General features: G+C 74.0%; 21 protein-coding genes, 1 tRNA gene, 2 pseudogenes and 2 riboswitches. Of the genes and pseudogenes, 15 read left to right on the top strand and 9 right to left on the bottom strand.

The features are described from left to right. Positions 1-162 precede the first annotated feature (162 nt). The 3 genes from FYW95_RS02865 to FYW95_RS02855 form a co-directional block, all read right to left on the bottom strand. A complete protein-coding gene (locus FYW95_RS02865; RefSeq protein WP_159941434.1) occupies positions 163-402 on the bottom strand; it encodes a hypothetical protein in 240 nt (79 codons plus the stop codon). A 57-nt stretch (positions 403-459) separates the two neighbouring features. Next, positions 460-711: a hypothetical protein gene (locus FYW95_RS02860; protein ID WP_159941433.1), complete on the bottom strand. Its 252-nt coding sequence runs from the start codon at positions 709-711 to the stop codon at positions 460-462. Positions 712-1,349: 638 nt separating this feature from the next. Continuing rightward, positions 1,350-1,431 (bottom strand) — tRNA-Tyr (locus FYW95_RS02855). Positions 1,432-1,666: 235 nt separating this feature from the next. Between FYW95_RS02855 and FYW95_RS02850 the strand changes: the two genes are divergently transcribed. Beyond that, entirely contained in the window at positions 1,667-2,164 is a 498-nt protein-coding gene (locus FYW95_RS02850) for a YajQ family cyclic di-GMP-binding protein (RefSeq protein ID WP_159941432.1), read from the top strand. 48 nt (positions 2,165-2,212) lie between these two features. Here FYW95_RS02850 and FYW95_RS02845 read toward each other — a convergent pair whose 3' ends face one another. Continuing rightward, complete coding sequence (locus FYW95_RS02845; RefSeq protein WP_160049958.1) at positions 2,213-3,079, bottom strand: M48 family metalloprotease; 867 nt, start codon at positions 3,077-3,079, stop codon at positions 2,213-2,215. Between the two features lie 494 nt (positions 3,080-3,573). Here FYW95_RS02845 and FYW95_RS02840 point away from each other — a divergent pair, with 494 nt between their 5' ends. The 5 genes and pseudogenes from FYW95_RS02840 to FYW95_RS27960 all read left to right on the top strand — a co-directional run. Continuing rightward, positions 3,574-5,424 carry a 2-oxoacid:acceptor oxidoreductase subunit alpha gene (locus tag FYW95_RS02840; RefSeq protein ID WP_159941430.1) on the top strand — a complete coding sequence of 617 codons (1,851 nt, stop codon included), beginning with the start codon at positions 3,574-3,576 and terminating at the stop codon, positions 5,422-5,424. Beyond that, positions 5,417-6,484: a 2-oxoacid:ferredoxin oxidoreductase subunit beta gene (locus FYW95_RS02835; RefSeq protein ID WP_159941429.1), complete on the top strand. Its 1,068-nt coding sequence runs from the start codon at positions 5,417-5,419 to the stop codon at positions 6,482-6,484. The genes FYW95_RS02840 and FYW95_RS02835 overlap by 8 nt, the downstream gene beginning before the upstream one ends. Positions 6,485-6,599: 115 nt before the next feature. After that, positions 6,600-7,262, top strand: a complete 663-nt coding sequence (locus FYW95_RS02830) for an SDR family oxidoreductase (protein ID WP_159941428.1) — start codon at positions 6,600-6,602, stop codon at positions 7,260-7,262. A gap of 164 nt (positions 7,263-7,426) precedes the next feature. Beyond that, a complete protein-coding gene (locus FYW95_RS02825) occupies positions 7,427-7,930 on the top strand; it encodes a hypothetical protein (protein ID WP_160049957.1) in 504 nt (167 codons plus the stop codon). 296 nt (positions 7,931-8,226) lie between these two features. Further along, positions 8,227-8,438 (top strand): annotated as a pseudogene (locus FYW95_RS27960) (hypothetical protein); the annotation flags it as partial. 214 nt (positions 8,439-8,652) lie between these two features. On the opposite strand, the gene FYW95_RS02820 reads toward FYW95_RS27960, so the two are convergent. Beyond that, positions 8,653-9,189 (bottom strand): GNAT family N-acetyltransferase, encoded by a 537-nt coding sequence (locus FYW95_RS02820; protein WP_159941426.1) that lies wholly within the window; start codon positions 9,187-9,189, stop codon positions 8,653-8,655. Between the two features lie 137 nt (positions 9,190-9,326). Between FYW95_RS02820 and sigJ the strand changes: the two genes are divergently transcribed. Further along, the gene (gene sigJ, locus FYW95_RS02815) at positions 9,327-10,238 is read left to right on the top strand and encodes an RNA polymerase sigma factor SigJ (protein ID WP_159941425.1); all 912 of its coding nucleotides are present in this window, start codon (positions 9,327-9,329) and stop codon (positions 10,236-10,238) included. A gap of 4 nt (positions 10,239-10,242) precedes the next feature. Continuing rightward, a pseudogene (locus FYW95_RS02810) lies at positions 10,243-11,318 on the top strand (FAD-dependent oxidoreductase). A gap of 38 nt (positions 11,319-11,356) precedes the next feature. Here FYW95_RS02810 and FYW95_RS02805 read toward each other — a convergent pair. Then, entirely contained in the window at positions 11,357-11,725 is a 369-nt protein-coding gene (locus FYW95_RS02805) for a VOC family protein (protein ID WP_159941424.1), read from the bottom strand. Here FYW95_RS02805 and FYW95_RS02800 point away from each other — a divergent pair. Next, complete coding sequence (locus FYW95_RS02800; RefSeq protein WP_236567655.1) at positions 11,714-12,181, top strand: Uma2 family endonuclease; 468 nt, start codon at positions 11,714-11,716, stop codon at positions 12,179-12,181. The genes FYW95_RS02805 and FYW95_RS02800 overlap by 12 nt on opposite strands. 9 nt (positions 12,182-12,190) lie before the next feature. Here FYW95_RS02800 and FYW95_RS02795 read toward each other — a convergent pair whose 3' ends face one another. Next, positions 12,191-13,060, bottom strand: a complete 870-nt coding sequence (locus FYW95_RS02795; RefSeq protein WP_159941423.1) for a phosphorothioated DNA-binding restriction endonuclease — start codon at positions 13,058-13,060, stop codon at positions 12,191-12,193. Between the two features lie 331 nt (positions 13,061-13,391). Between FYW95_RS02795 and FYW95_RS02790 the strand changes: the two genes are divergently transcribed. Next, entirely contained in the window at positions 13,392-13,703 is a 312-nt protein-coding gene (locus FYW95_RS02790; RefSeq protein WP_159941422.1) for a hypothetical protein, read from the top strand. On the opposite strand, the gene FYW95_RS02785 is transcribed toward FYW95_RS02790, so the two are convergent. After that, positions 13,700-14,653 (bottom strand): alpha/beta hydrolase fold domain-containing protein, encoded by a 954-nt coding sequence (locus FYW95_RS02785; RefSeq protein ID WP_159941421.1) that lies wholly within the window; start codon positions 14,651-14,653, stop codon positions 13,700-13,702. The genes FYW95_RS02790 and FYW95_RS02785 overlap by 4 nt on opposite strands. A 204-nt stretch (positions 14,654-14,857) precedes the next feature. On the opposite strand from FYW95_RS02785, the gene FYW95_RS02780 reads away from it, so the two are divergent. From FYW95_RS02780 to FYW95_RS02760, 5 genes are all read left to right on the top strand, one after another. Further along, positions 14,858-15,307 carry a hypothetical protein gene (locus FYW95_RS02780; protein ID WP_159941420.1) on the top strand — a complete coding sequence of 150 codons (450 nt, stop codon included), beginning with the start codon at positions 14,858-14,860 and terminating at the stop codon, positions 15,305-15,307. Between the two features lie 171 nt (positions 15,308-15,478). Further along, positions 15,479-15,685, top strand: a riboswitch (cobalamin riboswitch). 53 nt (positions 15,686-15,738) lie between these two features. Then, complete coding sequence (locus FYW95_RS02775) at positions 15,739-16,608, top strand: nitrite reductase (protein WP_159941419.1); 870 nt, start codon at positions 15,739-15,741, stop codon at positions 16,606-16,608. Further along, positions 16,605-17,270, top strand: coding sequence for a precorrin-8X methylmutase (locus FYW95_RS02770; RefSeq protein ID WP_159941418.1), 666 nt, complete (start codon positions 16,605-16,607; stop codon positions 17,268-17,270). The genes FYW95_RS02775 and FYW95_RS02770 overlap by 4 nt, the downstream gene beginning before the upstream one ends. Next, complete coding sequence (locus FYW95_RS02765; protein WP_159941417.1) at positions 17,267-18,781, top strand: precorrin-2 C(20)-methyltransferase; 1,515 nt, start codon at positions 17,267-17,269, stop codon at positions 18,779-18,781. The genes FYW95_RS02770 and FYW95_RS02765 overlap by 4 nt, the downstream gene beginning before the upstream one ends. Beyond that, positions 18,766-19,548: a cobalt-precorrin-4/precorrin-4 C(11)-methyltransferase gene (locus FYW95_RS02760; protein ID WP_159941416.1), complete on the top strand. Its 783-nt coding sequence runs from the start codon at positions 18,766-18,768 to the stop codon at positions 19,546-19,548. The genes FYW95_RS02765 and FYW95_RS02760 overlap by 16 nt, the downstream gene beginning before the upstream one ends. Here the strand turns inward: FYW95_RS02760 and cbiE are convergent. Further along, positions 19,517-20,749 carry a precorrin-6y C5,15-methyltransferase (decarboxylating) subunit CbiE gene (gene cbiE, locus FYW95_RS02755; protein ID WP_159941415.1) on the bottom strand — a complete coding sequence of 411 codons (1,233 nt, stop codon included), beginning with the start codon at positions 20,747-20,749 and terminating at the stop codon, positions 19,517-19,519. The genes FYW95_RS02760 and cbiE overlap by 32 nt on opposite strands. Before the next feature lie 84 nt (positions 20,750-20,833). Beyond that, positions 20,834-20,922: riboswitch (cobalamin riboswitch) on the top strand. The last annotated feature ends 31 nt before the right edge of the window (positions 20,923-20,953 follow it).

The raw sequence follows: 20,953 nt of genomic DNA, 5'->3' as shown, positions 1-20,953 counted from the left end.
AGCCAGGTCGACGTTGCAGAGCTGGATCGGCACCAGCTGCAGGTTCTGGTTGAACTGCTGGCCACCGCTGGCGGAGGCCGGCGAGGCAGCGAGCACCGCACCCAGGGCGACACCGGCGATCGCGGTGGCGGCCGTCAACTTGCGCAGCATGTCGAGAACCTCCTAGTCGATGTTGGTGCCAACGGGGCCGTTGATGCAGGCACCCGTCGTCTGCGGCGACAAGATCGGGAGGTTGATCGCGACCAGGCCGGCCGCGGCCTGCACGTTGCAGAGCTGGATCGGCACCAGCTGCAGGTTCTGGTTGAACTGCTGGCCATCGCTGGCGGAGGCCGGCGAGGCGGAGAGGACGACACTGAAGGCGGCACCAGCGACAAGGCCAGCAACCCCGAGCTTACGCAGCATTGGAACTACCCTTCGGAAAAGTTTGAGATATTGTCTCGGTCGGACGTATTGCCGGAACTAGCTGATGTTGGTGCCGATAGGGCCGTTCACGCACTTACCCGCGGACTGCGGCGACAGGATCGGGATGTTGACCGAAACCACACCGACGCTGGCCTTCACGTTGCAGGCCTGGATCGGAACCAGCTGCAGGTTCTGGTTGAACTGCTGGTCACCACCGTGCGAACCGTGGGCGTGAACAGGAGCCCCCATGAGGAGCGCGCCCATCGCGGCACCGGCGACCAGGCCAGCAGCGGCCATCTTCTTGATCATGTTTCCCCCGAGTATCGGTTACGAGGTGTCGACAGAAAAAGACGCAGGCGCTTCTTGCACCTGTGTCGCGGTGGACTGGGACAATCATCAGCCGCCCCCTGGTTTTTGTCAACGCCGAAACTCGGAAATTATTTTGTCCGAATTGCCTCGATCATTCTTTTCGCGCGCACACGAACAGTTTCATTCAATGTCTTTTCGCGCGACCCTCGCAAAAAGCTGCCTCTCGCCCAAGACGGGGGCAGAACGACGAAGCGGACACACCATCCGCTATCCACGCACCCATCACGCACACCCGCCCCCGATCCGCCCGCGCGGGAAGGGAAGCCGCGGAACGAGGCCCCCGCGCCCCGAGCCCCGCACGCCGTCCCCACGCGACCGCGGCGCGAAACCTCCGTTGCACGCACGTGATCCACAAGAGATGGACATGAGATCATCCGAATTCCCGGGGTGTCGGCGCCGGGTCCTGGACGGGCCGCGCCCCCGCGGCCGACGGCAGGTGCGCCCTGCGCCTCCCCGCTCCCGGCGCATCCACCTTCACCCGCCTCAGAGCGTCCGCCGGTACCGCCCGGCCGCTGCCGCGAACACAAAGGGCCCCGGTGTCCAGCACTTCTGCTGGACACCGGGGCCCTCTCCCAGCGTGGCAGGTCAAGGATTCGAACCTTGGAAGGCAAAGCCGACGGATTTACAGTCCGCTCCCATTGGCCGCTCGGGCAACCTGCCTGGGCTGCGTCCGCTGTGTTCCTCGCGGCGCACCACCGAGAATAGCGGATGATCCGCCCGAACCTGAAATCGTTTGGGCGGGCGCGCCCCCGACCGGTCGTCCGGACACCCCGGGCGGGCCGCGGCTAAGCTCTGAAGTCCTGCCCGCACCGGGTTGCGGCGCGGGCCGACCAGTACCCACGCGGGCGTCCACGGGCGCCCGCGACCCATGAGAACCAGCGGGGTGTGAGCGAACGTGGCCGCCGAATCCAGTTTCGACGTCGTCTCCAAACTCGACCGTCAGGAGGTCGACAACGCCCTGAACCAGACCGCCAAGGAGCTTGCCCAGAGGTTCGACTTCAAGGGCACCGGGACCACCATCTCCTGGCAGGGCGACAGCGGGATCGAGATCAGGGGCAACTCCGAGGAGCGGGTCAACGCCGCCCTGGAGGTCTTCAAGGAGAAGCTCGTCAAGCGCAAGCTCTCCCTGAAGATCCTGGACCCGGGCGACGAGCCGAAGCCCTCCGGCAAGGAGTACCGCCTGCCCGTGGGCCTCAAGGAGGGCATCACCTCCGAGGACGCCAAGAAGATCTCCAAGCTGATCCGCGACGAGGGCCCCAAGGGCGTCAAGGCCCAGATCCAGGGGGAGGAGCTGCGGGTCAGCTCCAAGAAGAAGGACGACCTGCAGACCGTCCAGAACCTCATCAAGGAGAAGGACTTCGACCTGGCCCTGCAGTTCGTGAACTACCGGTAGCGTCCCCGACCGGCGTGCGCGCGGCCGTCCACCCCCGGTGGGCGGCCGTCACTGTCCGCCCAGGTCCCACTCGCGGCGCAGGAGCTTGAGGCGCCGCACGCGCTCGTCGGTCGGCGGGTGGGCGGCGAACAGGCGGCCCACCCCGCAGGGGAACGGGTTGGTGGTCATCAGGTGCGCCGAGGCCAGCAGGCCGCGCTCCCGCGGCAGCGGGTAGCGGCGGGCGCCCACGTCCAGTTTGCGCAGGGCGTGGGCCAGGGCGAGCGGGTCCCCGGTCAGCCGCGCCGCGCGCTCGTCGGCCCGGAACTCGCGCCGGCGTCCCACACCGAAGTAGACGACCAGCGCCGCGAGGGGCGCCAGCAGGGCCATCATCAGGCCGCCCAGCAGGTTGGGCATGTCGGTCTCCTCCGACTCCCCCAGCGGCAGCAGGAACGCCAGCGCGGACACGGCCGCGACCGTCCCGGTCAGGATGGTCGCCACCGAGCTGATCAGGGTGTCGTGGGAGCGGATGTGCGCCAGTTCGTGGGCGAGCACCCCGCGCAGCTCGCGTTCGTCGAGGGTGCGCAGCAGGCCCGTGGTGCAGCACACGGCGGCGCGGCGGGGACTCCTGCCGGTGGCGAAGGCGTTGGGTGAGCGCACCGGCGACAGGTACAGCCGGGGCATCGGCTGCCGGGCCGCGGTGGCGAGCTCGCGGACGAGGCGGTACAGCTCCGGCTGCTCGATCTCGCCCACCGGGCGGGCGCGCATGGCCCGCAGCGCCAGGGAGTCGCCGAAGAGGTAGACCAGCACCCCGGCGCACACCACGAGGGCCACGGAGTACTGGACGCCCTTCTCGGCACCGCACACCCAGCCGGCCGCGAGGACGAGTACCGCGACGCCGGCGAACAGACCGGCCGCCCGGGCCATGTTGACGTGCACGCCGCCACCTCCTCGTTCACGCCGACCTGGATGCGTACATGGTGACAAACGTGTGGGTCTGGGTCCCGCGTTCCCCGTGTGGCCGGCCGTCGGTCACACCGCCCCTCCCGGCGCCCCGTGACCGGCCCGGACCCCCGTGCGAGCCGACCGCGGCCCGACCGGGGTGTGACAATCGCCACCCGGGCGGCGCCCGGCCGCGCACGACGACCTATAGTGCGAACGTGGCCCTTATCACCGCGCGCACCAGGTCGTCGGGAGCCCTTCCCCTCGGTCCGGTGCGCGGGTGGCCGTGTCGTTGAAGGCTGGCCCCTTCACGACCCGGCCTTGACGTGCGAGACCGGGTTGGCGCATCCGGCGACCGCGAGGGCCGCACGCTGTCCCCACGTCCCCGAACCAGGCACCCGGCCCGCGATGGCGCGGTCCGGTCGGGGGCTGACACCCGAGCGCCGCCGCCCGTCACGACCGGCGGCTCACCAAGGAGGTCGTCGATCTCAGTGGCCAAACAGATCGAACAGCTCGACCGCGTCATCATCCGCTTCGCCGGGGACTCCGGCGACGGCATGCAGCTGACCGGTGACCGCTTCACCCAGGAGACGGCGTCGTTCGGCAACGACCTGTCCACCCTGCCGAACTTCCCCGCGGAGATCCGCGCCCCGGCGGGGACCCTGCCCGGGGTGTCCAGCTTCCAGCTGCACTTCGCCGACCACGACATCATGACCCCCGGTGACGCCCCCGACGTGCTGGTGGCCATGAACCCCGCGGCGCTCAAGGCCAACCTGGGCGACGTGCCCCGGGGCGCGACGGTGATCGTCAACACGGACGAGTTCACCAAGCGCAGTCTGGCGAAGGTGGGCTACACCGCCGACCCGCTCGCGGACGGGACGCTGGACGGCTACAAGGTGAGCGCGGTGCCGCTGACCTCCATGACGGTGGAGGCGCTGGCCGACTGCGACATCTCCAAGAAGGACGCGCAGCGGGCGAAGAACATGTTCGCCCTGGGCCTGCTGTCGTGGATGTACAACCGGCCGACGGAGGGGACGACCTCGTTCCTGAAGTCGAAGTTCGCCGCCAAGCCCGACATCCTCGCGGCCAACCTGACCGCCTTCCAGGCGGGGTGGAACTTCGGTGAGACCACCGAGGACTTCGCGGTCTCCTACGAGATCAAGCCCGCACGGCTCCCCTCGGGCACCTACCGCAACATCACCGGCAACCTGGCCACCGCCTACGGCCTGATCGCCGGGTCCAAGCGGTCGGGGCTGCCCCTGTTCCTGGGGTCGTACCCGATCACCCCGGCCTCGGACATCCTGCACGAGCTGTCCCGGCACAAGCGGTTCGGGGTGCGCACGTTCCAGGCCGAGGACGAGATCGCGGGCGTGGGCGCCGCCCTGGGCGCGTCCTTCGGCGGCTCCCTCGGGGTGACCACCACCTCCGGCCCGGGCATGGTGCTCAAGCAGGAGACGGTGGGCCTGGCGGTGATGACCGAGCTGCCGCTGGTGATCATCGACGTGCAGCGCGCCGGTCCCAGCACCGGCATGCCCACCAAGACCGAGCAGACCGATCTGCTCATGGCCCTGTACGGGCGCAACGGGGAGTCGCCGGTCCCGGTGGTGGCCCCGTCCTCGCCCGCGGACTGCTTCGACGCGGCCCTGGAGGCGGTGCGGATCGCGGTGCGTTACCGCACGCCGGTGATCGTGCTCTCGGACGGCTACCTGGCCAACGGGTCGGAGCCCTGGCGGCTGCCGTCGGTGTCGGAGCTGCCGGAGATCGACCCGGGCTTCGCGACCGAGCCGAACGGGCCCGGGGAGAGCTTCCTGCCCTACCTGCGCGACGAGGAGACCCTGGCCCGCCCCTGGGCGGTGCCGGGCACGGCCGGCCTGGAGCACCGGATCGGCGGGATCGAGAAGCACGCGCAGAGCGGTGACATCTCCTACACGCCCGCCAACCACGACCTGATGGTGCGCACCCGCCAGGCCAAGGTGGACGCGATCGCGCGGGACATTCCCGAACTGGAGGTGGACGACCCCGGCGGCGAGGCGCGCGTGCTGGTGCTGGGCTGGGGCGGCACGTACGGGTCGATCACCGCGGGCGTGCGCCGGGTGCGCCGCGCGGGCGGCCGGGTGGCGCAGGCGCACCTGCGGCACCTGAACCCGTTCCCGGCCAACCTCGGCGAGGTGCTGCACCGCTACGAGCGGGTGGTGGTCCCCGAGATCAACCTGGGCCAGCTGGCCCTGCTGCTGCGCGGCAGGTTCCTGGTCGACGTCATCGGCTACAACAAGGTCCGCGGCCTGCCGTTCAAGGCCGAGGAGCTCGCGGGCGTACTGCAGGAGGTCATCGACCGTGACTGAGAACGCGTCGGGGAACGGCGGGGGCGGCCTGGGCGGGCTCCGGCTGGTGCCCAGGAGCGAGACCGAGTACAGGATGAAGGACTTCAAGTCCGACCAGGAGGTGCGCTGGTGCCCCGGCTGCGGGGACTACGCGATCCTGGCCGCCTTCCAGTCCTTCCTGCCCGAGCTGGGCGTACCGCGCGAGAACATCGTGATGGTGTCGGGGATCGGCTGCTCGTCGCGCTTCCCCTACTACCTGAGCACCTACGGGGTGCACTCGATCCACGGGCGCGCACCGGCGATCGCGACGGGGCTGGCCACCAGCCGTCCGGACCTGTCGGTGTGGGTGGTGACCGGTGACGGCGACGGCCTGTCCATCGGCGGCAACCACCTGGTGCACGCACTGCGCCGCAACGTCAACATCAACATCCTGCTGTTCAACAACCGGATCTACGGGCTGACCAAGGGCCAGTACTCCCCCACCTCCGAACCGGGGAAGATCACCAAGTCCTCCCCGGTGGGCTCGCTGGACCAGCCGTTCAACCCGGTGTCGCTGGCGCTGGGCGCGGAGGCCACCTTCGTGGCGCGCACCGTGGACTCCGACCGCAAGCACCTGTCCTCGGTGCTGCGGGCCGCGGCCGACCACCCGGGCGCCTCGTTCGTGGAGATCTACCAGAACTGCCCGATCTTCAACGACGACGCGTTCGAGCCGCTGAAGGACCCGGCGGCGCGCGACACCCGCCTGCTGCGCCTGGAGCACGGCGAGCCGTTGCTCCTGGGCCCGGACCGGGGCGTGGTCGCCGGGGAGTTCGGTGGCCTGGAGGTCGCGGACGTGGCCGCGGTGGGCGAGGACAGGCTGATCCGGCACGACGCGCACCGGGAGGACCCTGGGTACGCCTTCGCGCTCTCACGGCTGGACCAGCCCGCCTTCGAGCACGTGCCGGTCGGTGTGTTCCGGGACGTGCGCCGTCCCACCTACGACGACCTGGTCAACGAGCAGGTCGCCGACGCCCGGGCCGAGCGCGGTGACGGTGAGTTGGCGGAGCTGCTGGCCAGCGGGGACACCTGGACGGTCGCGTAGCCGGTCCGCCGGGGCCCCGGACGGGCCCCCGGCGGCGGTCGGCGCGCGGAACATCCGCTCGGGGCGTCGGCCGCGTGTCCGGCCTCCCCGTCCGCGAGGGCATACGCTTCCTCCCATGCGTATCGTCATCGCCGGAGGACACGGGAAGATCGCACTGCGCCTGGCCAGACAGCTGGCCGACCGCGGGGACGAACCCGTCGCCCTCATCCGCAACCCCGACCACGCCACGGACGTGACCGAGGCCGGTGCCGAACCGGTCGTGATCGACCTGGAGAGCGCCACGGTCACCGAGCTGGCCGAGAAGATCATGAACGCCGACGCCGTCGTGTTCGCCGCGGGCGCGGGCCCGGGCAGCGGCCCGGCCCGCAAGGAGACCGTGGACCACAAGGCCGCGGTGCTGACCGCCGACGCCGCCTCCCTGGCGGGCGTGCGCCGCCTGGTGCAGGTCTCGGCCATCGGTGTGGACGAGCCCGTCCCCGAGGGCACCGACGAGGTCTGGGCCGCCTACGTGGAGGCCAAGCGCGCCGCCGACGCCGACCTGCGCGAGCGGGGGCTGGAGCTGGACTGGACGATCCTGCGCCCCGGTCGGCTGACCGACGCCCCGGGCACCGGCCGGGTGGCGCTGGGCGCGGAGGTGGAGCGCGACTCGGTGACCCGGGACGACGTGGCCTCGGTGATCGTCGCCCTCCTGGACGAACCGGGGACGGTCGGCGGGGTTCTCAACCTGGTGAACGGGGAGACGCCCGTGTTCGAGGCGGTGCGCGCGGCCGCCTCCTGACCGCGTCCGCCGGGCGTTCGTGCGGCTTTCTGTGGCCATACGTATCCGCAGGGGGCATCATGGTGGCGGAGCCCGGCGGAATCCCGCCACGGTGGACGCGGATGACCGGGTATCGCCCGACGGGTACGGCAAGCTCCGCGCAGAGCAGATGGGTACGGTTATTCATGAGCGTCACGCAGGTCGTGAGGGACAGCACTGTCGTCGAGCACGCCAAGGTCGCCGCGCAGCAGAAGCGCCGGATGTTCATCGTCCAGCTGGAGGTGAACGCCTACGACGAGCCCTCCAGCAAGCTGCGTCCCGGGCTGACCCGCATCCTGGAGGGGATCGAGGAGGCCGGTTGGCGGCTTGACCTGATCACTCCGGGGGATGAGATCGACAAGCCCGCCCGTCTGTTCGTCTTCCGGCCGGACCCGGACGCCGGGAAGGGCGGCGGGGCCGCGGAGCGGACCGAGGGCCACCGCCAGGAACCCGTCTCGGGGCAGCAGCAGCCGTACCAGCCCCCGGGCCAGCAGCAGGACCCCTACGCGGGGTACGGGCAGCAGCCGGGCTACGGACAGCAGCAGTACCCGGGCTACGGACAGCAGCAGTACCCGGGCTATGACCAGCAGCAGTACCCGGGGTACGGGCAGCAGCAGTACCCGGGGTACGGGCAGCAGCAGGGCTGGTAGCCGCGCTCCCGGGGCTCGCACGGTGACGTACCGTGCGGGCCCCTTCGTGTGCGGTCGATGGCGTACACACCACTTCCGACGCCTGTGTCAGATATGGCGGCACGCCGTTCCTTCGGTTCCACAACGCGAGGGCTTGCCGAAGCGGCACATGTCCGTCATGTCCCCCATGAAGTCGAAGAAAGTTGGAGGAAACTCTGGATTCTCTCCGAGAAGTACTCCGAACAGACCCCTGACTGCGCCAAGTCGGTTCCGGCGGCTAAAGCCCTCTCGTCGTGGGCTCCCCAAAGGTCATAAGGGTGTCGCGTATCGCCAAGGTCTCCGCTTTCGTCCTCGCCACCGATCTCGCCGTGGGCGCGGCAGGGCCGGCACCGCCTCCGCGGACAACAACGCCGAGATCCAGAACGTCACCGTGCCGATCCGCGTCGACGCCCTCTCTTTCTACGGCTTCTCCGCCGACGACTGCAACGTGGTGGCCAGCGACAACACGTCCGGCATCGTCGTCGTGGACCAGTCCCGTTCTCCGGGCACTCCTCTGGCGCGCGAACGTCGTGGGACGCGGGGCCCAGCATTGCGCGTCCTCCCGTGGTCCCCGGCCTCACGCGCCGGACGTGCCCAGGCCCCGTGTCCCGCTCCGGTGCCAGGAGGGAGCCGAGCCGCGCCGGTACCGGGTGCGGCGGCCGCGACCGCGCGGCGGCCCCGCTCGCGCCCGCGCCTCCCCGTGGTCAGGAGGCGCACGGCCGCGCGGCGACCCCCTCCACCGGATCGGTGGCCAGCCTGGCGTGCTCCCCCGTGTCGAAGCGCTCGTCGCCGTAGCGGAGCTTGGCGCGCTGGATCCCCTCGGGCCGGAACCCGGCCCGGCACGCCACCAGGCACGATCCGGGGTTGTTCAGGCGGTGGCCCAGCTCCAGCCGGAACAGCTCCACCTCGGCGAAGGCGTACTCGCTGACCAGCAGCGCCGCCGCCGTCGCCACCCCCCTGCCCCGGGCCTCGGCCAGGGTCCAGTACGAGACCCAGCCCGTGTCGAAGACCCTGCTGGTCACGTCCACCTGGACGTGGCCCAGGACCGGCCCGTCACCCGCCACGACCGCGAACCCGAAGGCCCGGCCCTGTTCGGCCAGCACCCGCGTCCGCACGATCCACTCGCGGGCCTGCTCCGGCGTGGTCGGCACCGACGGTGACTGCCAGGCCAGCTCCGGATCGGCGAAGGCCTCCAGCAGCCGGTCGGCGTCGCCCGGCTCCCACTTCCGCAGTCGGTACACCCCGCCCCCTCCTCGCGTTCCTTCCGACCGCGCCACGCTACTCCCCCGCCCCGCCCCGGCCCGACGCACCCGCTCCCCGCGTGGACGCGCCCCCGGGAGCGTGTCACGCCCGGACGGGGTGGTACGTCTTTCCTGTCATGACGACCGATGTCTTCGAAGGACACCGCCCCCTGCTGACCGGCGTCGCCTACCGCCTCCTGGGCACCTCCTCCGACGCGGAGGACGTCGTCCAGGAGGCCTGGCTGCGCTGGTCGGCCGCCGACCGGTCCCGCGTCGACGACCCGCGCGCCTACCTGGTCACCGTCACCTCCCGGCTGGCCGTCGACCGGCTGCGCAGCGCCCGCTCCCGGCGGGAGGCCTACGTCGGGGACTGGCTTCCCGAGCCGGTCAGCGACCTGCCCGGCGGAGCCGACCACGCCGAGTTGGCGGACTCGGTCGAGTTCGCGTTCATGGTGGTCCTGGAGACGCTCAGCCCGCTGGAGCGCGCGGTGTTCGTGCTGCGCGAGGCCTTCCAGATGCCCTATGCCGAGATCGGCGCGGTGATCGGCCGGGGGGAGGCCGCCACCCGGCAGCTGGCCAGGCGGGCCCGCGAGCACGTCCGCGACCGGCGCCCCCGGTACGAGTCCGACCGGTCCCGTCGGCGCCGGATCACCGAGCGCTTCCTCCGGGCCTGCCTGGAGGGCGACATGGAAGGGCTCACCGCGATGCTCGCCGAGGACGTCACCCTCGTCAGCGACAGCGGGGGCAGGGCCCGCGCGCCGCGGCGGGTCCTGGAGGGGACGGCCAAGGTCGGCCGGTTCCTGGCCTCGCTGGGGCAGTGGCGCAACACCGAGCGGTTCCTGCGGTCCGTGGGCCTGCCGGACCCGAGGCCGGAGCACCTCCGGGTCGACGTCACCGAGGTCAACGGCGGCCCGGCGGTACTCATCTCGGCCGACGGCCGGGCGGCGTCCCTGGTGGTCGTGGACGTGGCCGAGGACCGCGTCCGGCACGTGTACCTGGTGGCCAACCCCGACAAGATGTCACGTCTGCGGGTGCCCGGGCCGTCCTAGGGGCATGGACATCACCGTTGTGGGCGGCGGCCTCGCCGGACTGACCGCGGCCATCGCCAGCGCCGAGAGGGGCGCACGCGTCACCCTGTGGGAAGCCCACCGGACCCTGGGCGGGCGGGCCCGCTCCACCGCGCCGCCGTACGTGGCCGACGAGGGGCCGCACGTGCTGTACGGCGACGGGCCGCTGTTCGCGTGGCTGGCGGAGCGCGGCCTGCTGCCGCCCCTCCGGAGGTTTCCCCTCCGCGGCCTGCCCGGGGTGCGGACCCGCTACCGGGAAGGACTCGTCACGGTCCCCGCCGCCCTGCTCAGGGCCGCCGCACGGCGCGGTCTGCGCGCTCCGCACGACCACGACTTCGGTTCCTGGGCCCGGGAGCGGCTCGGGGAGGAGGCCGCCCGGGTGGCGGCCCGTGTGACGGGCGTGGTCCTGTTCGACTCCGACCCCTCGCGCCTGTCGGCGGCTGGACGTCGCTGGTCGAGCGGATGGCCGGGCGGGCCCGCGCGATGGGGGTGCGGATCGAGACCGGGGCCCGGGTGAACGAACTGCCCGGCACTCCGACCATCGTGGCGACCTCGCTGGCGTCGGCCCGCGCGTTGCTGCGTGACGGCTCGCTGGAGTGGGAGAGCGGGCACACCCCGATGGTGGACCTGGGGCTGTGGCGCGGCAGGGACCCCTTCGTGGTCTTCGACGCGGACGAGTGCGGCTTCCTGGAGCGCTACTCGCTGGCGGACCGCACGCTGACCCCGGAGGGCGAGGAGCTGGTGCAGGCGCAGCTGCCGGTGCGGTCGGGCGAATCCCGGGCCGCGGCCACCGAGCGCATGGAGCGTTTGCTGGACCTGTGCCTGCCGCGCTGGCGGGAGCGGGTGACATGGCGGCGCGACCAGGTGGCGCGGGAGCGCACCGGGGCGCTGGACCTGCCCGGGAGCACGTGGCGGAACCGTCCGGCGGTGAAGCGGGGCGGGGGCGTCTACCTGGCCGGGGACTCGGTGGCGGCGCCCGGCCTCCTGGGCGAGGTGGCGTTCACCAGCGCGCTCGCCGCCGCCGAGGCCGCCACGAGCGGGCGCTCGGTCGCGGCGGCGTAGGCGCGCACGCCGGGCGGGCCGCCCCGCCCGGGGCGGGCTCAGGCGGGGGCGTGCGCGACGGCCTCCACGTTGTTGCCGTCGGGGTCGCGGACGAAGGCGCCGTAGTAGTGCTCGTGGTACTCCGGCCAGACCTTCGGCTCGTGGAGCGCCTCCGCACCCGCCGCGACGGCCGCGGCGAAGAAGGCGTCGACCGCCGCGCGGTCGGGCGCGGTGAAGGCGATGTGGGACTCCCGGGCGGCGCCCGGTGTGCCCGTGGGCCCTATCCAGAAGTCGGGCCCGGACGTGCCGTAGCCGATGTTCTCGCCGAAGTCGAGGATGCGCCGCGCCCCCAGGGGGGCGAGGACCGCGTCGTAGAAGGCGGCGCTCGCCGCTGGGTCGCTGACCTGGATGCCGATGTGGTCCAACATGCGCCGAGTGTGGCACCCGCCACCGACACTTCCGGATCGGGACCGCACCGGTCCTCGGATGGGGAGATCGCCGGGGGAGCGGGTGTCGACCCCAACGGGGACCGGAGCCATCACCGCGTCCCTGACCTCGCGGTCTTCGACCGCGGTCCACCCGCACAGGGCTACTTCAACGTTCCTCCTCTCCTGGCCGTGGAGGTCGTCTCCCCCGAGGGCGTTCTCCGGGACGACCACACCGAGCGCCTCGAGTACGCGGCCTTCGGCGTCCCGTCCTGCTGGATCACCAGCCCGCTGCCCGACAAGGTCGGCATCATCGAGCTCCGCCTGGAGGACTGCCAGTACCGCGAGGTCGTCCGGGTGCACGGCGAGGACGTCGAGACCGGCCTCCCCTTCCCCGTCACCCTCGTGCCGCACTGGCTCACCGCCAACGGCCAGTGGAAGGACCGGATCGGCGGCTGACCGCCTCCCTCAGACCGCGGGGGCCCGGAACACCTGGTCCGTGTGCCAGCCGACGTGGTCGGGGGCGGCGTGCGGGTACCCGTGGGCCGGGCGGAGCAGGTCCCGCCCGGCCAGCGACAGGACGAACGCCTCGGCCGCCCCCGAGCGGGCCTCGAACCGGGAGGACACCGCCACCGTGAGCTCCCCGGTGAGCCCGAGCACCCCCCGGTCGAACAGCAGGTGGTGTGTGGAGCACAGGCACAGGCCGTTGTCGGGCTCGTTGGGGCCGCCGTGGGACCACCAGCGGATGTGCGCGGCCTCCAGGCCGACCAGTACGCCGTCCAGCCGGCCCTCGTAGCCGCAGAACGCGCACCGGTGGGCGTAGGCCTCCAGCACGGTCTCCCGGAACCGGGGGTCGCGGACGCCGCCCTCCTCGGAGAGCGGCTCGGGCGCCGCCCGCAGGCCGGTCAGGGCGATGATCCCAGCGTGCAGGGAGGGGGCGAAGTTGTCGTCGAGCAGCACGCGCGCGATCCGCGCGGCCAGGCCGGGGTCCGCGCACAGGGCCGCGTCCAGGTCCGCGCTGAGGCTTCCCATAGCCCGCTTCTCCCGCAGCACGGTCACTCCCGACCCCGGTGAGCCCTCACCGTCGACCGTGGTGACCCGCCAGACCCCGTCGCTCGCCAGGTGGTGGAAGGGGTAGCCGGGGCTGGTGCGCTGACGGGGGCCGAACTCCCGGAGCAACCGCGCGAGCCGTTCCTCGGCCTCGCTGTAGACGATGGGGACGTTGCCGTGCCGCTGGTGGTGGGCGAGCGCGTACAGGAGCAGGAGGGGCTTGTGCGGGGCGCGCTCCCCGGCTCGGGTCCAGCGCCTGACGGAGCGGAGGCGTTCGGGCCAGTCCATGACGCGGAGCCTACCCCCGGCCCCGCGTGCCGGCGGTTCCGGGGGCGTCCGGCGCGCGGGCCGGGTGTCCGGGTCCGCATCCGGCCACGGGGGCGGGACACGGACACGGCGAAGGGCGGACACGTGGGCTTCGTGCGGAACCGGCTCCTCCTCCTGCGGGCGCTCGGCGCCGCGGGCCCCCTCCTCGCCGCCGCTCTGGCCGCGGTGCGCGTGCTGGTGGGCGGCCGGGACCTGCGCGGCATCGCGACCGAACGGTGGTGGGCCCGCTCCAGCGCGGCCTTCCAGGACTTCGGCCGGTTCCACACCGTGTTCCGGGAGACGGTCGGGATCGGTGATCCGCCCCGGATGCACGACCGCGCGGCGCTGCGCGGGGCCGTGCGCACCGCCGACGCCGGGTCCCTGCCGAGCGGCTGCCCGGCGGCTCCCGGCCCAGCTGGGCCGGGAGCCGGGCGGCACCGACCTGTCCGAGGGGCAGTGGCAGCGCACCGCCCTGGCCAGGGCCTCGATGCGCGAGGACACGCTGCTGCTCGCCCTGGCCGAGCCGACGGCCTCGCTGGACGCGCCCAGCGAGGAGGCGGTCTTCGAGCGGTACATGGATCGGTCCCGGAGGTACGCGCCGACGCCCCGGCGGTCGGACCCCTAACCGACCAGTGAGCGGTGCAGCCGGGGCCGGATCTGGCGGGCCTCGGGCAGTGCGGGGAGCAGCGGCCAGGTGTGCACCATGGCCTTGTGCACCACGAGGTCGACGTCGGCGCCCTCGGCCTCGGCCCGCTGGCGCAGCCGCACGGCGTCAGGGTAGAGGACGTCGCGCGCCCCGGCGTACACGGTCGTGGGGGGCAGGCCCGCGAGCGGCCCGAACAGCGGGCTCACCCGGGGGTCGCCGGGGTCGAGGTCCCCGGCCCAGAGGCGGCCGCAGGCGCGCAGCCCGTCCGGGCCCAGGAAGGGGTCGTCGATGTCGGCGCTGGCGGGGTCGCCGACGGTGACGTCCAGCCAGGGCGAGATGAGCACCAGGCGGGCCGGGACGGGCGCGCCGCGCCGGAGGAGTTCCTGCACCGCGGCCAGGGCCAGTCCCCCGCCGGCGGAGTTCCCGGCCACGGTCACCGCGTCGGGGGCGTGTTCGGCGACCACGGAGGCGATGAGGTCGGCCGCCGTGGGGACGGTCTCGGCGGCGGTGCCGGTCGGGACCAGCGGGTAGACGGGCACGACCACGGTGGCTCCGGTGGCGCGGGCCACGTCGGCGCACCAGCGGTAGTGCGTCGCGCCGACCTGCCAGAGGTAGGCGCCGCCGTGCAGGTAGACCACCACGCGGTCGGAGCGCCGGGGTCGGGGCGGGAGCAGGGTCCACACCGGCCAGCCCGCGTGTTCGGCGCGGACGATCCGCAGTTCCCGGAACAGACGCGCGGGCGGGCGGCCCTCGTCCCGGCGCCCGGCGCCCCGCGCCGCCCGCCTGGCCCGGGCGGCCGCGACCGAGCGCACCGAGGCGACCGCCCACATCAGCCGTCGGGTCTGGAGCAGCCGCAGCGCCGCGACCATGGCGCGGGCCTGCCAGCTCGTCGTCGGCGCGGTGTCTCCGGTGCCGTGGGGAGTGGTCATGGAACCGCCGTCTCGGGTGCGGGTGGCTTGGTCGGTGCTCAGGGAGTGTGTGTTCAGGGTCAACTGTAGGAAGTCGTGCCGACAGAGGAGTGGCGGAGTGCCCTTGCTCGCTCCGGTGGGGAGAGCTTCTACCCGTTTCCTTGCTAGCTGCACCCTGAATCACTTAAATTGAGCGCAGAGGACTCAAGGTAAGGGGTGGTCTCCATGTCGTTCGCTTCGTCAGCCTTCGTCGGCACCCCGCGGTCCGGGGCGTGGGCCTCCGTCGGTGCGATCACGTCGGTGGTCCGGGTGGACCGGGGACGCGAGGACGGCGCACAGGTGGTCGAGATGCGCTTCGGCCCGTTCGCCGACCCCGCGCAGGCGGCAATGGTCCGGGACGGCGAACGGCTGCTCGTGGTCTCCCGCGTCGACGGGGCGCTTCTGCACGAGGTGGTGGTCGGGGACGCTGTGGCCTGGGACCGCCTGGAGGTCTCCCGCGGCGGCGACCGGCTCACGCTGCGCCTGCCCCTCTCGGGCCGCTCCCCCGTGCGCGTCGCACCGCGCCTGCGCGGCGGGCGCTCCCGCAGGACGGCGAGCCCGTCCTCGCCGTGGCGGCGCGCGGTCGACTGGCTGGTCCGGGTGCTCGGGGGCGACCGCGCCCGGCGGGTCGGGTGACCCCCGTGGTCCGCCCGCCCCGTCCGGGAAGGGGCGGAGGGGGTGCCGGCCGGGCCGTGGCGGCCCCGGAGGCCCTCCGGGGCCGGCCGCCCGGGGCCTCCCCCGCGGGCCGGGGCGCCCGGACCGGGCACGACCGGAGCGAACACCGCTGGAAGCGCTCCGGGAGGGGCGAGGTACCCTCGTCGAGCCAGTCGAACTCCACCCCGTGGAGCAGGGAACCCGGTGGGAGTCCGGGACTGACGCGCAGCGGTGAGGGTGACGGGCGGGCACGCCACGGGAACGCGTTTCCCGGGGCAGCCACTGGAGCGACGCTCCGGGAAGGCGCTCCGCACCGGTCGAACCCGAGTCCGAAGACCTGCTGGCGCTGGCGGTGACGGGCCGCCAGGTCACCCGCGGACCCCGCGAACGGGTCCCCGACCCGAAGGACGCGCATGTCCCCCTCCTCCTCGCCGCCGCCCCGCACCCGGCGCGACCGCTGTCCCGGCGCCCTGCGGCCCTGGGTGGCGGACGACGGCCTGCTGGTGCGGCTCCGGCTCGTCGGCGGGCGGCTCCCCGCCGCGGCGCTGCGCGCCCTGGCCACCGTGGCCGAGCGCCACGGCGACGGCCGGGTGTACGCCACCGGCCGGGCCAACGTGCAGCTGCGCGCCCTGCCCGGGCGCGACGGGCGGTTGGACCCCGAGGTGCTCCGGGCCGTGGCGGAGACCGGCCTGCTGCCCTCGCCCTCCCACGAGCTGGTCCGCAACGTGATGGTCTCCCCCCTCACCGGCCGCGCCGGGGGGCGCGCCGACCTGCGGCCGGTCGCCGCCGGGCTGGACGCGCTGCTGTGCGCCGCCCCGCACCGCGCCGCGCTGCCCGGGCGCTTCCTGTTCGTCCTGGACGACGGGCGCGGCGACCTCGTCGAACGCCCCTGCGACCTGGGTCTGGTGGCCCTGGACGCGGACACCGCCCAGCTGCGCGTCGGAGCGGGCTGGGGACCGCTGGTCCCGCTCGACGGGGCGGCCGCCGCGCTCGTCCGGCTCGCCGACGCGTTCCTGGAGCGGCGCGGCGACGGTCCCGCCGCGCCGTGGCACGTCACCGAGCTCCCCGCGCCGCTGGCCGACCCGGCACCGCCGGACCCCCGGCTGCCGGACCCCGCGCCGCCGCTGCCGTACGGCCCGCTGCCCGGAGCCGGACGGCACGCGCCGGTCCCCGAGGAGGGGCTGGACCGGTCCGCCGCCCAGGCCCTGGCCCGGGAGGCGTCCGCCGGTGAACTCGTCGTCACGCCCTGGCGGGGCGTCCTCGTATGCGAAGGAGCACAGTGACCGCCCCGAGCAGACCGAACCGCCGCTACGCCTACGTCGACGACGGTCCGGCGATCTACGCCGACTCCTTCGCCATCATCCGGCGCGAGGCCCGGCTCGGGCACCTGCCCGCCAACGCCGAACGGCTCGCCGTGCGGATGATCCACGGCACCGGACAGGTCGACCTCGCCGACGACCTGGTGGTCCACCCCGACCTGGTCCCCGCCGCGCGCGCCGCCCTCCGGGCCGGTGCGCCGATCCTGTGCGACGCGCGCATGGTGGCCTCGGGCGTGACCGCGAGCCGCCTGCCGCGCGAGAACGAGGTGCTCTGCCTGCTCGGCGACGAGCGGGTCCCCGGCCTGGCCCGGGAGTGGGGCACCACCCGCACCGCGGCCGCGGTGTCCCTGTGGGAGCCGCTGCTCGACGGCGCCGTGGTCGCGATCGGCAACGCCCCCACCGCCCTGTTCCACCTGCTGGAGATGCTGGCCGACGGCGCCCCGCGCCCGGCCGCGATCGTCGGCTGCCCGGTCGGCTTCGTCGGCGCCGCCGAGTCCAAGCAGGCCCTGACGGAGTTCGCCGACCGGTACGGCGCCGACATCCCCTACGTGACCGCCCTCGGGCGGCGCGGGGGCTCGGCCATGACCTCCTCGGCGCTCAACGCACTCGCGAAGGAGGAGGAGTGACCGGTCGTTTCCACGGCGTCGGCGTCGGACCCGGGGACCCCGAGCTGATCACCCTCAGGGCGGCCCGGCTCATCGCCTCGGCCGACGTGGTCGCCTACCACGCGGGCGTCGGCAGGGAGTCCAACGCCCGACGCATCGCCGCCGGCCTGATCCCGGACACGGCGGTCGAGGAGCAGCTGACCTACCCGGTGACCACCGGCACGACCGACCACCCCGGCGGCTACGCCGGGGCGCTGGCCGACTTCTACGAGGAGTCGGCGGCCCGGCTGGCCGCCCACCTGGACGCCGGACGCGACGTCGTCCTGCTCTCGGAGGGGGACCCGCTGTTCTACGGGTCGTACATGTACATGCACGACCGCCTGTCGGAGCGCTACGAGACCGCGATCGTGCCCGGGGTCCCGGCCTTCGCCGCCGCCGCCTCCGCCGCAGCGGCCCCGCTGGCCCGGCAGACCGACGTGCTCACCGTGCTGCCCGGCACCCTGCCCGAACCGGAGCTGGCCCGCCGCCTGGCGGACACCGACGCGGCCGTGGTCATGAAACTGGGCCGGACCTTCTCCGCCGTGCGCCGGGCCCTGGCGGCGGCCGGGCGGCTGGAGCACGCGGTGTACGTGGAGCGCGCCTCGATGGACGGGGAGCGGCGGCTGCCGGCCGCGGAGGTCGACCCGGAGACGGTGCCCTACTTCTCCCTGGTGCTGGTCACCGGGGACAGCCGCAACGGCAGGCGGTCGCGGGAGGGCCCCGCGCCCGAGCCGACGGCGTCGGCGGCGGCGGCACCGGCCGCCGAACTGCTGGTGGTCGGCCTGGGCCCCGGCCCCGAGGGCTGGCTCACCGCCGAGGCCGCCGACGTGCTCGCCGGGGTGGACCACGTGGTGGGCTACGCCCCCTACGTCAACCGGGTCCCGCAGCGCCCCGGGCTCACCCGGCACGCCTCGGGCAACACCGTCGAACTCGACCGCGCCCGCCTCGCCCTCGACCTGGCCCGGCGCGGCGAGCGCGTCGCCGTGGTCTCCGGCGGGGACGCCGGCGTCTTCGGCATGGCCACGGCCGTGTTCGAGGCGGCCGAGGACCCCGCCTACCGGGACGTTCCGGTCCGGGTGCTGCCGGGGGTCAGCGCCGTCCAGGCGGTCGCGGCCCGGGCCGGGGCCCCCGTGGGCGGCGACTTCGCGGTGATGAGCCTGTCGGACCGCCTCAAACCGTGGGAGGTGATCGAGCGCCGGCTGCGCGCCGTCGCCGAGGCCGACCTGGCCCTGGCCGTCTACAACCCGGCCTCGCGGTCGCGGACCGGGCAGGTCGCCACCGCCCGCCGGGTGCTGCTGGAGCACCGCAAGCCCGACACCGTGGTGGTCGTGGGCCGCGACGTGGGCCGGGAGGGGGAGTCCCTGACCGTGACCACCCTGGAGGAACTGGACCCGGCCGCCGTCGACATGCGCTGCCTGCTCATCGTCGGCGCCTCCGGAACCCGCGTCTCGGAGGCGGGCCGCGTGTGGACCCCGAGGTGGGTGCGACCGTGACCGTGCACTTCGTGGGGGCCGGCCCCGGCGCCGCCGACCTGCTCACCGTCCGCGCCACGCGGATGCTCGCCGCGGCCGACGTGGTGCTCTACCCCGGCACCTACCTGGACCCGGGGGTCCTCTCCCACTGCGCGCCCGGCGCCGAACTGGTGGACACCCAGGGCCTGGACCTGGACCGCATCACCGAACACCTGGTGGCCGCGCACGACGGGGGCCGCGACACGGTGCGGCTCACCTCGGGTGATCCGTCGCTGTACTCGGCGCTGGCCGAGCAGACGCGGCGGCTGGACGCGCACGGCGTTCCCTGGGACGTCACCCCCGGGGTGCCCGCGTACGCGGCCGCGGCGGCGCTGGCGGGGCGGGAGCTGACCGTGCCGCTGGTGGCGCAGTCGGTGGTGCTGACCAGGACCCGGGCCCGCTCCACGGCCATGCCCGCCACGGAGTCGCTGTCCGCGTTCGCCGCGACCCGGGCCACGCTGGTGCTGCACCTGGCGATCCGGCGGGTGCGGGAGCTCATGGCCGAGGTCGGGCCCGAGTACGGGGCCGACTGCCCGGTGGTCGTCGTCCACCGGGCCAGCCAGCCGGGCGAGGAGGTGCTGCGCGGGACGGTCGCCACCATCGCCGACGCGGTGGAGGAGGCGGGTCTGCGGCAGGCGGCGGTGGTCCTCGTGGGATGGGCCCTGGACCCCGCCGGGGGCGGTGAGTCCTTCCTCTACGACCCGGCCCGGCCCCGGGTCAGCGACCGGGGGCCAGGAACCACTGGGTGACCGTGCGGGCGGGCGTCCAGCCGGTGAACGCGCCCACGGGCGCGGCGGTCTCCACGGCGATCCGGGTGAGCTCCCCGCCGTGGCGCCGGTAGGCGTCCGCGAGCAGGTGCTCGGTCTCCAGCGTCACCCCGTGCACCACGAGCCGCCCGCCCGGCCGCAGCGCCCGCAGGCAGGCGTCGAGCACGCCCGGCCGGGTCGCGCCGCCGCCGACGAACACCGCGTCGGGCGCCGCCAGCGCGGCCAGCGCCTCCGGCGCGCGGCCGGTGACCACGTGCAGCCCGGGGACGCCGAGGCGGCCCGCGTTGCGGCCGATCCGCTCGGCGCGGTCGGCCCTCGCCTCCACCGCCGTGGCGGCGCAGGCCGGGTGGGCGCGCATCCACTCGATCCCGATCGAGCCCGCACCGGCTCCCACGTCCCACAGGTGCTGGCCGGGCGCGGGGGCCAGCCGGGCCAGCGCCGAGGCCCGCAGGTCCCGCTTGGTCAGCTGCCCGTCGTGTTCGAAGGCGTCGTCGGGCAGCCCCGCCACCAGGCCGTAGCCGGGCGGGCCGGCGAGTTCCAGGGCCAGCACGTGCAGCGCGGGCACGGCCGCGGGCGGGTCGGCCAGCCAGGCGTCGGCGGTGGCCTCCAGGCGGGACTCGGAGTCCGCGCCCAGGTCGCCCAGCACGGTCATCCGGCTGGCTCCGTACCCGGCCCCGGCCAGCAGGGCGGCGGCGGCCGCGGGCGTGTCGGCGCCCGAGGAGAGCACCAGGACGCGGTGTCCGGGGGCCAGCTGGCGCAGCAGCAGGCGGGGGTCGCGCCCGACCAGGCTCACCACCGCGCAGCGTTCCGCGGGCCAGCGCATCCGGGCGCGGGCCAGGGCGATCGAGGAGACGCCGGGCTCCACGCGCACGGCGTCCGGGCCCAGCAGGCCGATCAGCGTGGTGCCGACGCCGGACAGCAGGGGGTCGCCGGAGGAGAGCGCCACGGTGCGGACGCCGTCGAGGGAGGCCAGCAGCGGCGGCAGTCCCTCCCGCAGCGGGGCGGGCCAGACCAGCCTGCGCTGCCCGGGCGCCTCCGGCAGCATCGCCAGGTGCCTGCGCCCGCCCAGCACCGCGTCCGCGTCCAGGACGAGTCGGCGCAGCCGCTCGGGCAGGCCGGGCCAGCCGTCGGCGCCGACGCCGACGACGGTGACGGTGTCCTTGGGGGGCGTGTCGGGCTCCATGGCCCTGACGTTATCGTGGCGGGCACAGGCACGAGGTGCCCTGACCGCCCAGCCGTCGGAAACGGCGGGGACGGCGGGAGGGGAGAATCTGGGAAGCCCGGTGAGATTCCGGCACAGGCCCGCTGCGGTGAACCGAGCCCCCGCCGAGGGGGACCCGGCAAGTCCGAAGACCGGCCTCGCGCCCGCCCCTTACGGATGGCGACA

This window comes from Nocardiopsis sp. FR4, assembly GCF_009830945.1.
GTDB lineage: Bacteria > Actinomycetota > Actinomycetes > Streptosporangiales > Streptosporangiaceae > Nocardiopsis.
This window is presented reverse-complemented; position numbering and strand designations above follow the sequence as displayed.

Coding starts and splice junctions, on each gene's coding strand:
- FYW95_RS02865 (WP_159941434.1), bottom strand. CDS start 402: ATGCTGCGTAAGCTCGGGGTTGCTGGCCTTGTCGCTGGTGCCGCCTTC.
- FYW95_RS02860 (WP_159941433.1), bottom strand. CDS start 711: ATGATCAAGAAGATGGCCGCTGCTGGCCTGGTCGCCGGTGCCGCGATG.
- FYW95_RS02830 (WP_159941428.1), top strand. CDS start 6,600: ATGCGTATCGTCATCGCCGGAGGACACGGGAAGATCGCACTGCGCCTG.
- FYW95_RS02825 (WP_160049957.1), top strand. CDS start 7,427: ATGAGCGTCACGCAGGTCGTGAGGGACAGCACTGTCGTCGAGCACGCC.
- sigJ (WP_159941425.1), top strand. CDS start 9,327: ATGACGACCGATGTCTTCGAAGGACACCGCCCCCTGCTGACCGGCGTC.
- FYW95_RS02805 (WP_159941424.1), bottom strand. CDS start 11,725: ATGTTGGACCACATCGGCATCCAGGTCAGCGACCCAGCGGCGAGCGCC.
- FYW95_RS02795 (WP_159941423.1), bottom strand. CDS start 13,060: ATGGACTGGCCCGAACGCCTCCGCTCCGTCAGGCGCTGGACCCGAGCC.
- FYW95_RS02785 (WP_159941421.1), bottom strand. CDS start 14,653: ATGACCACTCCCCACGGCACCGGAGACACCGCGCCGACGACGAGCTGG.
- FYW95_RS02780 (WP_159941420.1), top strand. CDS start 14,858: ATGTCGTTCGCTTCGTCAGCCTTCGTCGGCACCCCGCGGTCCGGGGCG.
- FYW95_RS02775 (WP_159941419.1), top strand. CDS start 15,739: ATGTCCCCCTCCTCCTCGCCGCCGCCCCGCACCCGGCGCGACCGCTGT.
- cbiE (WP_159941415.1), bottom strand. CDS start 20,749: ATGGAGCCCGACACGCCCCCCAAGGACACCGTCACCGTCGTCGGCGTC.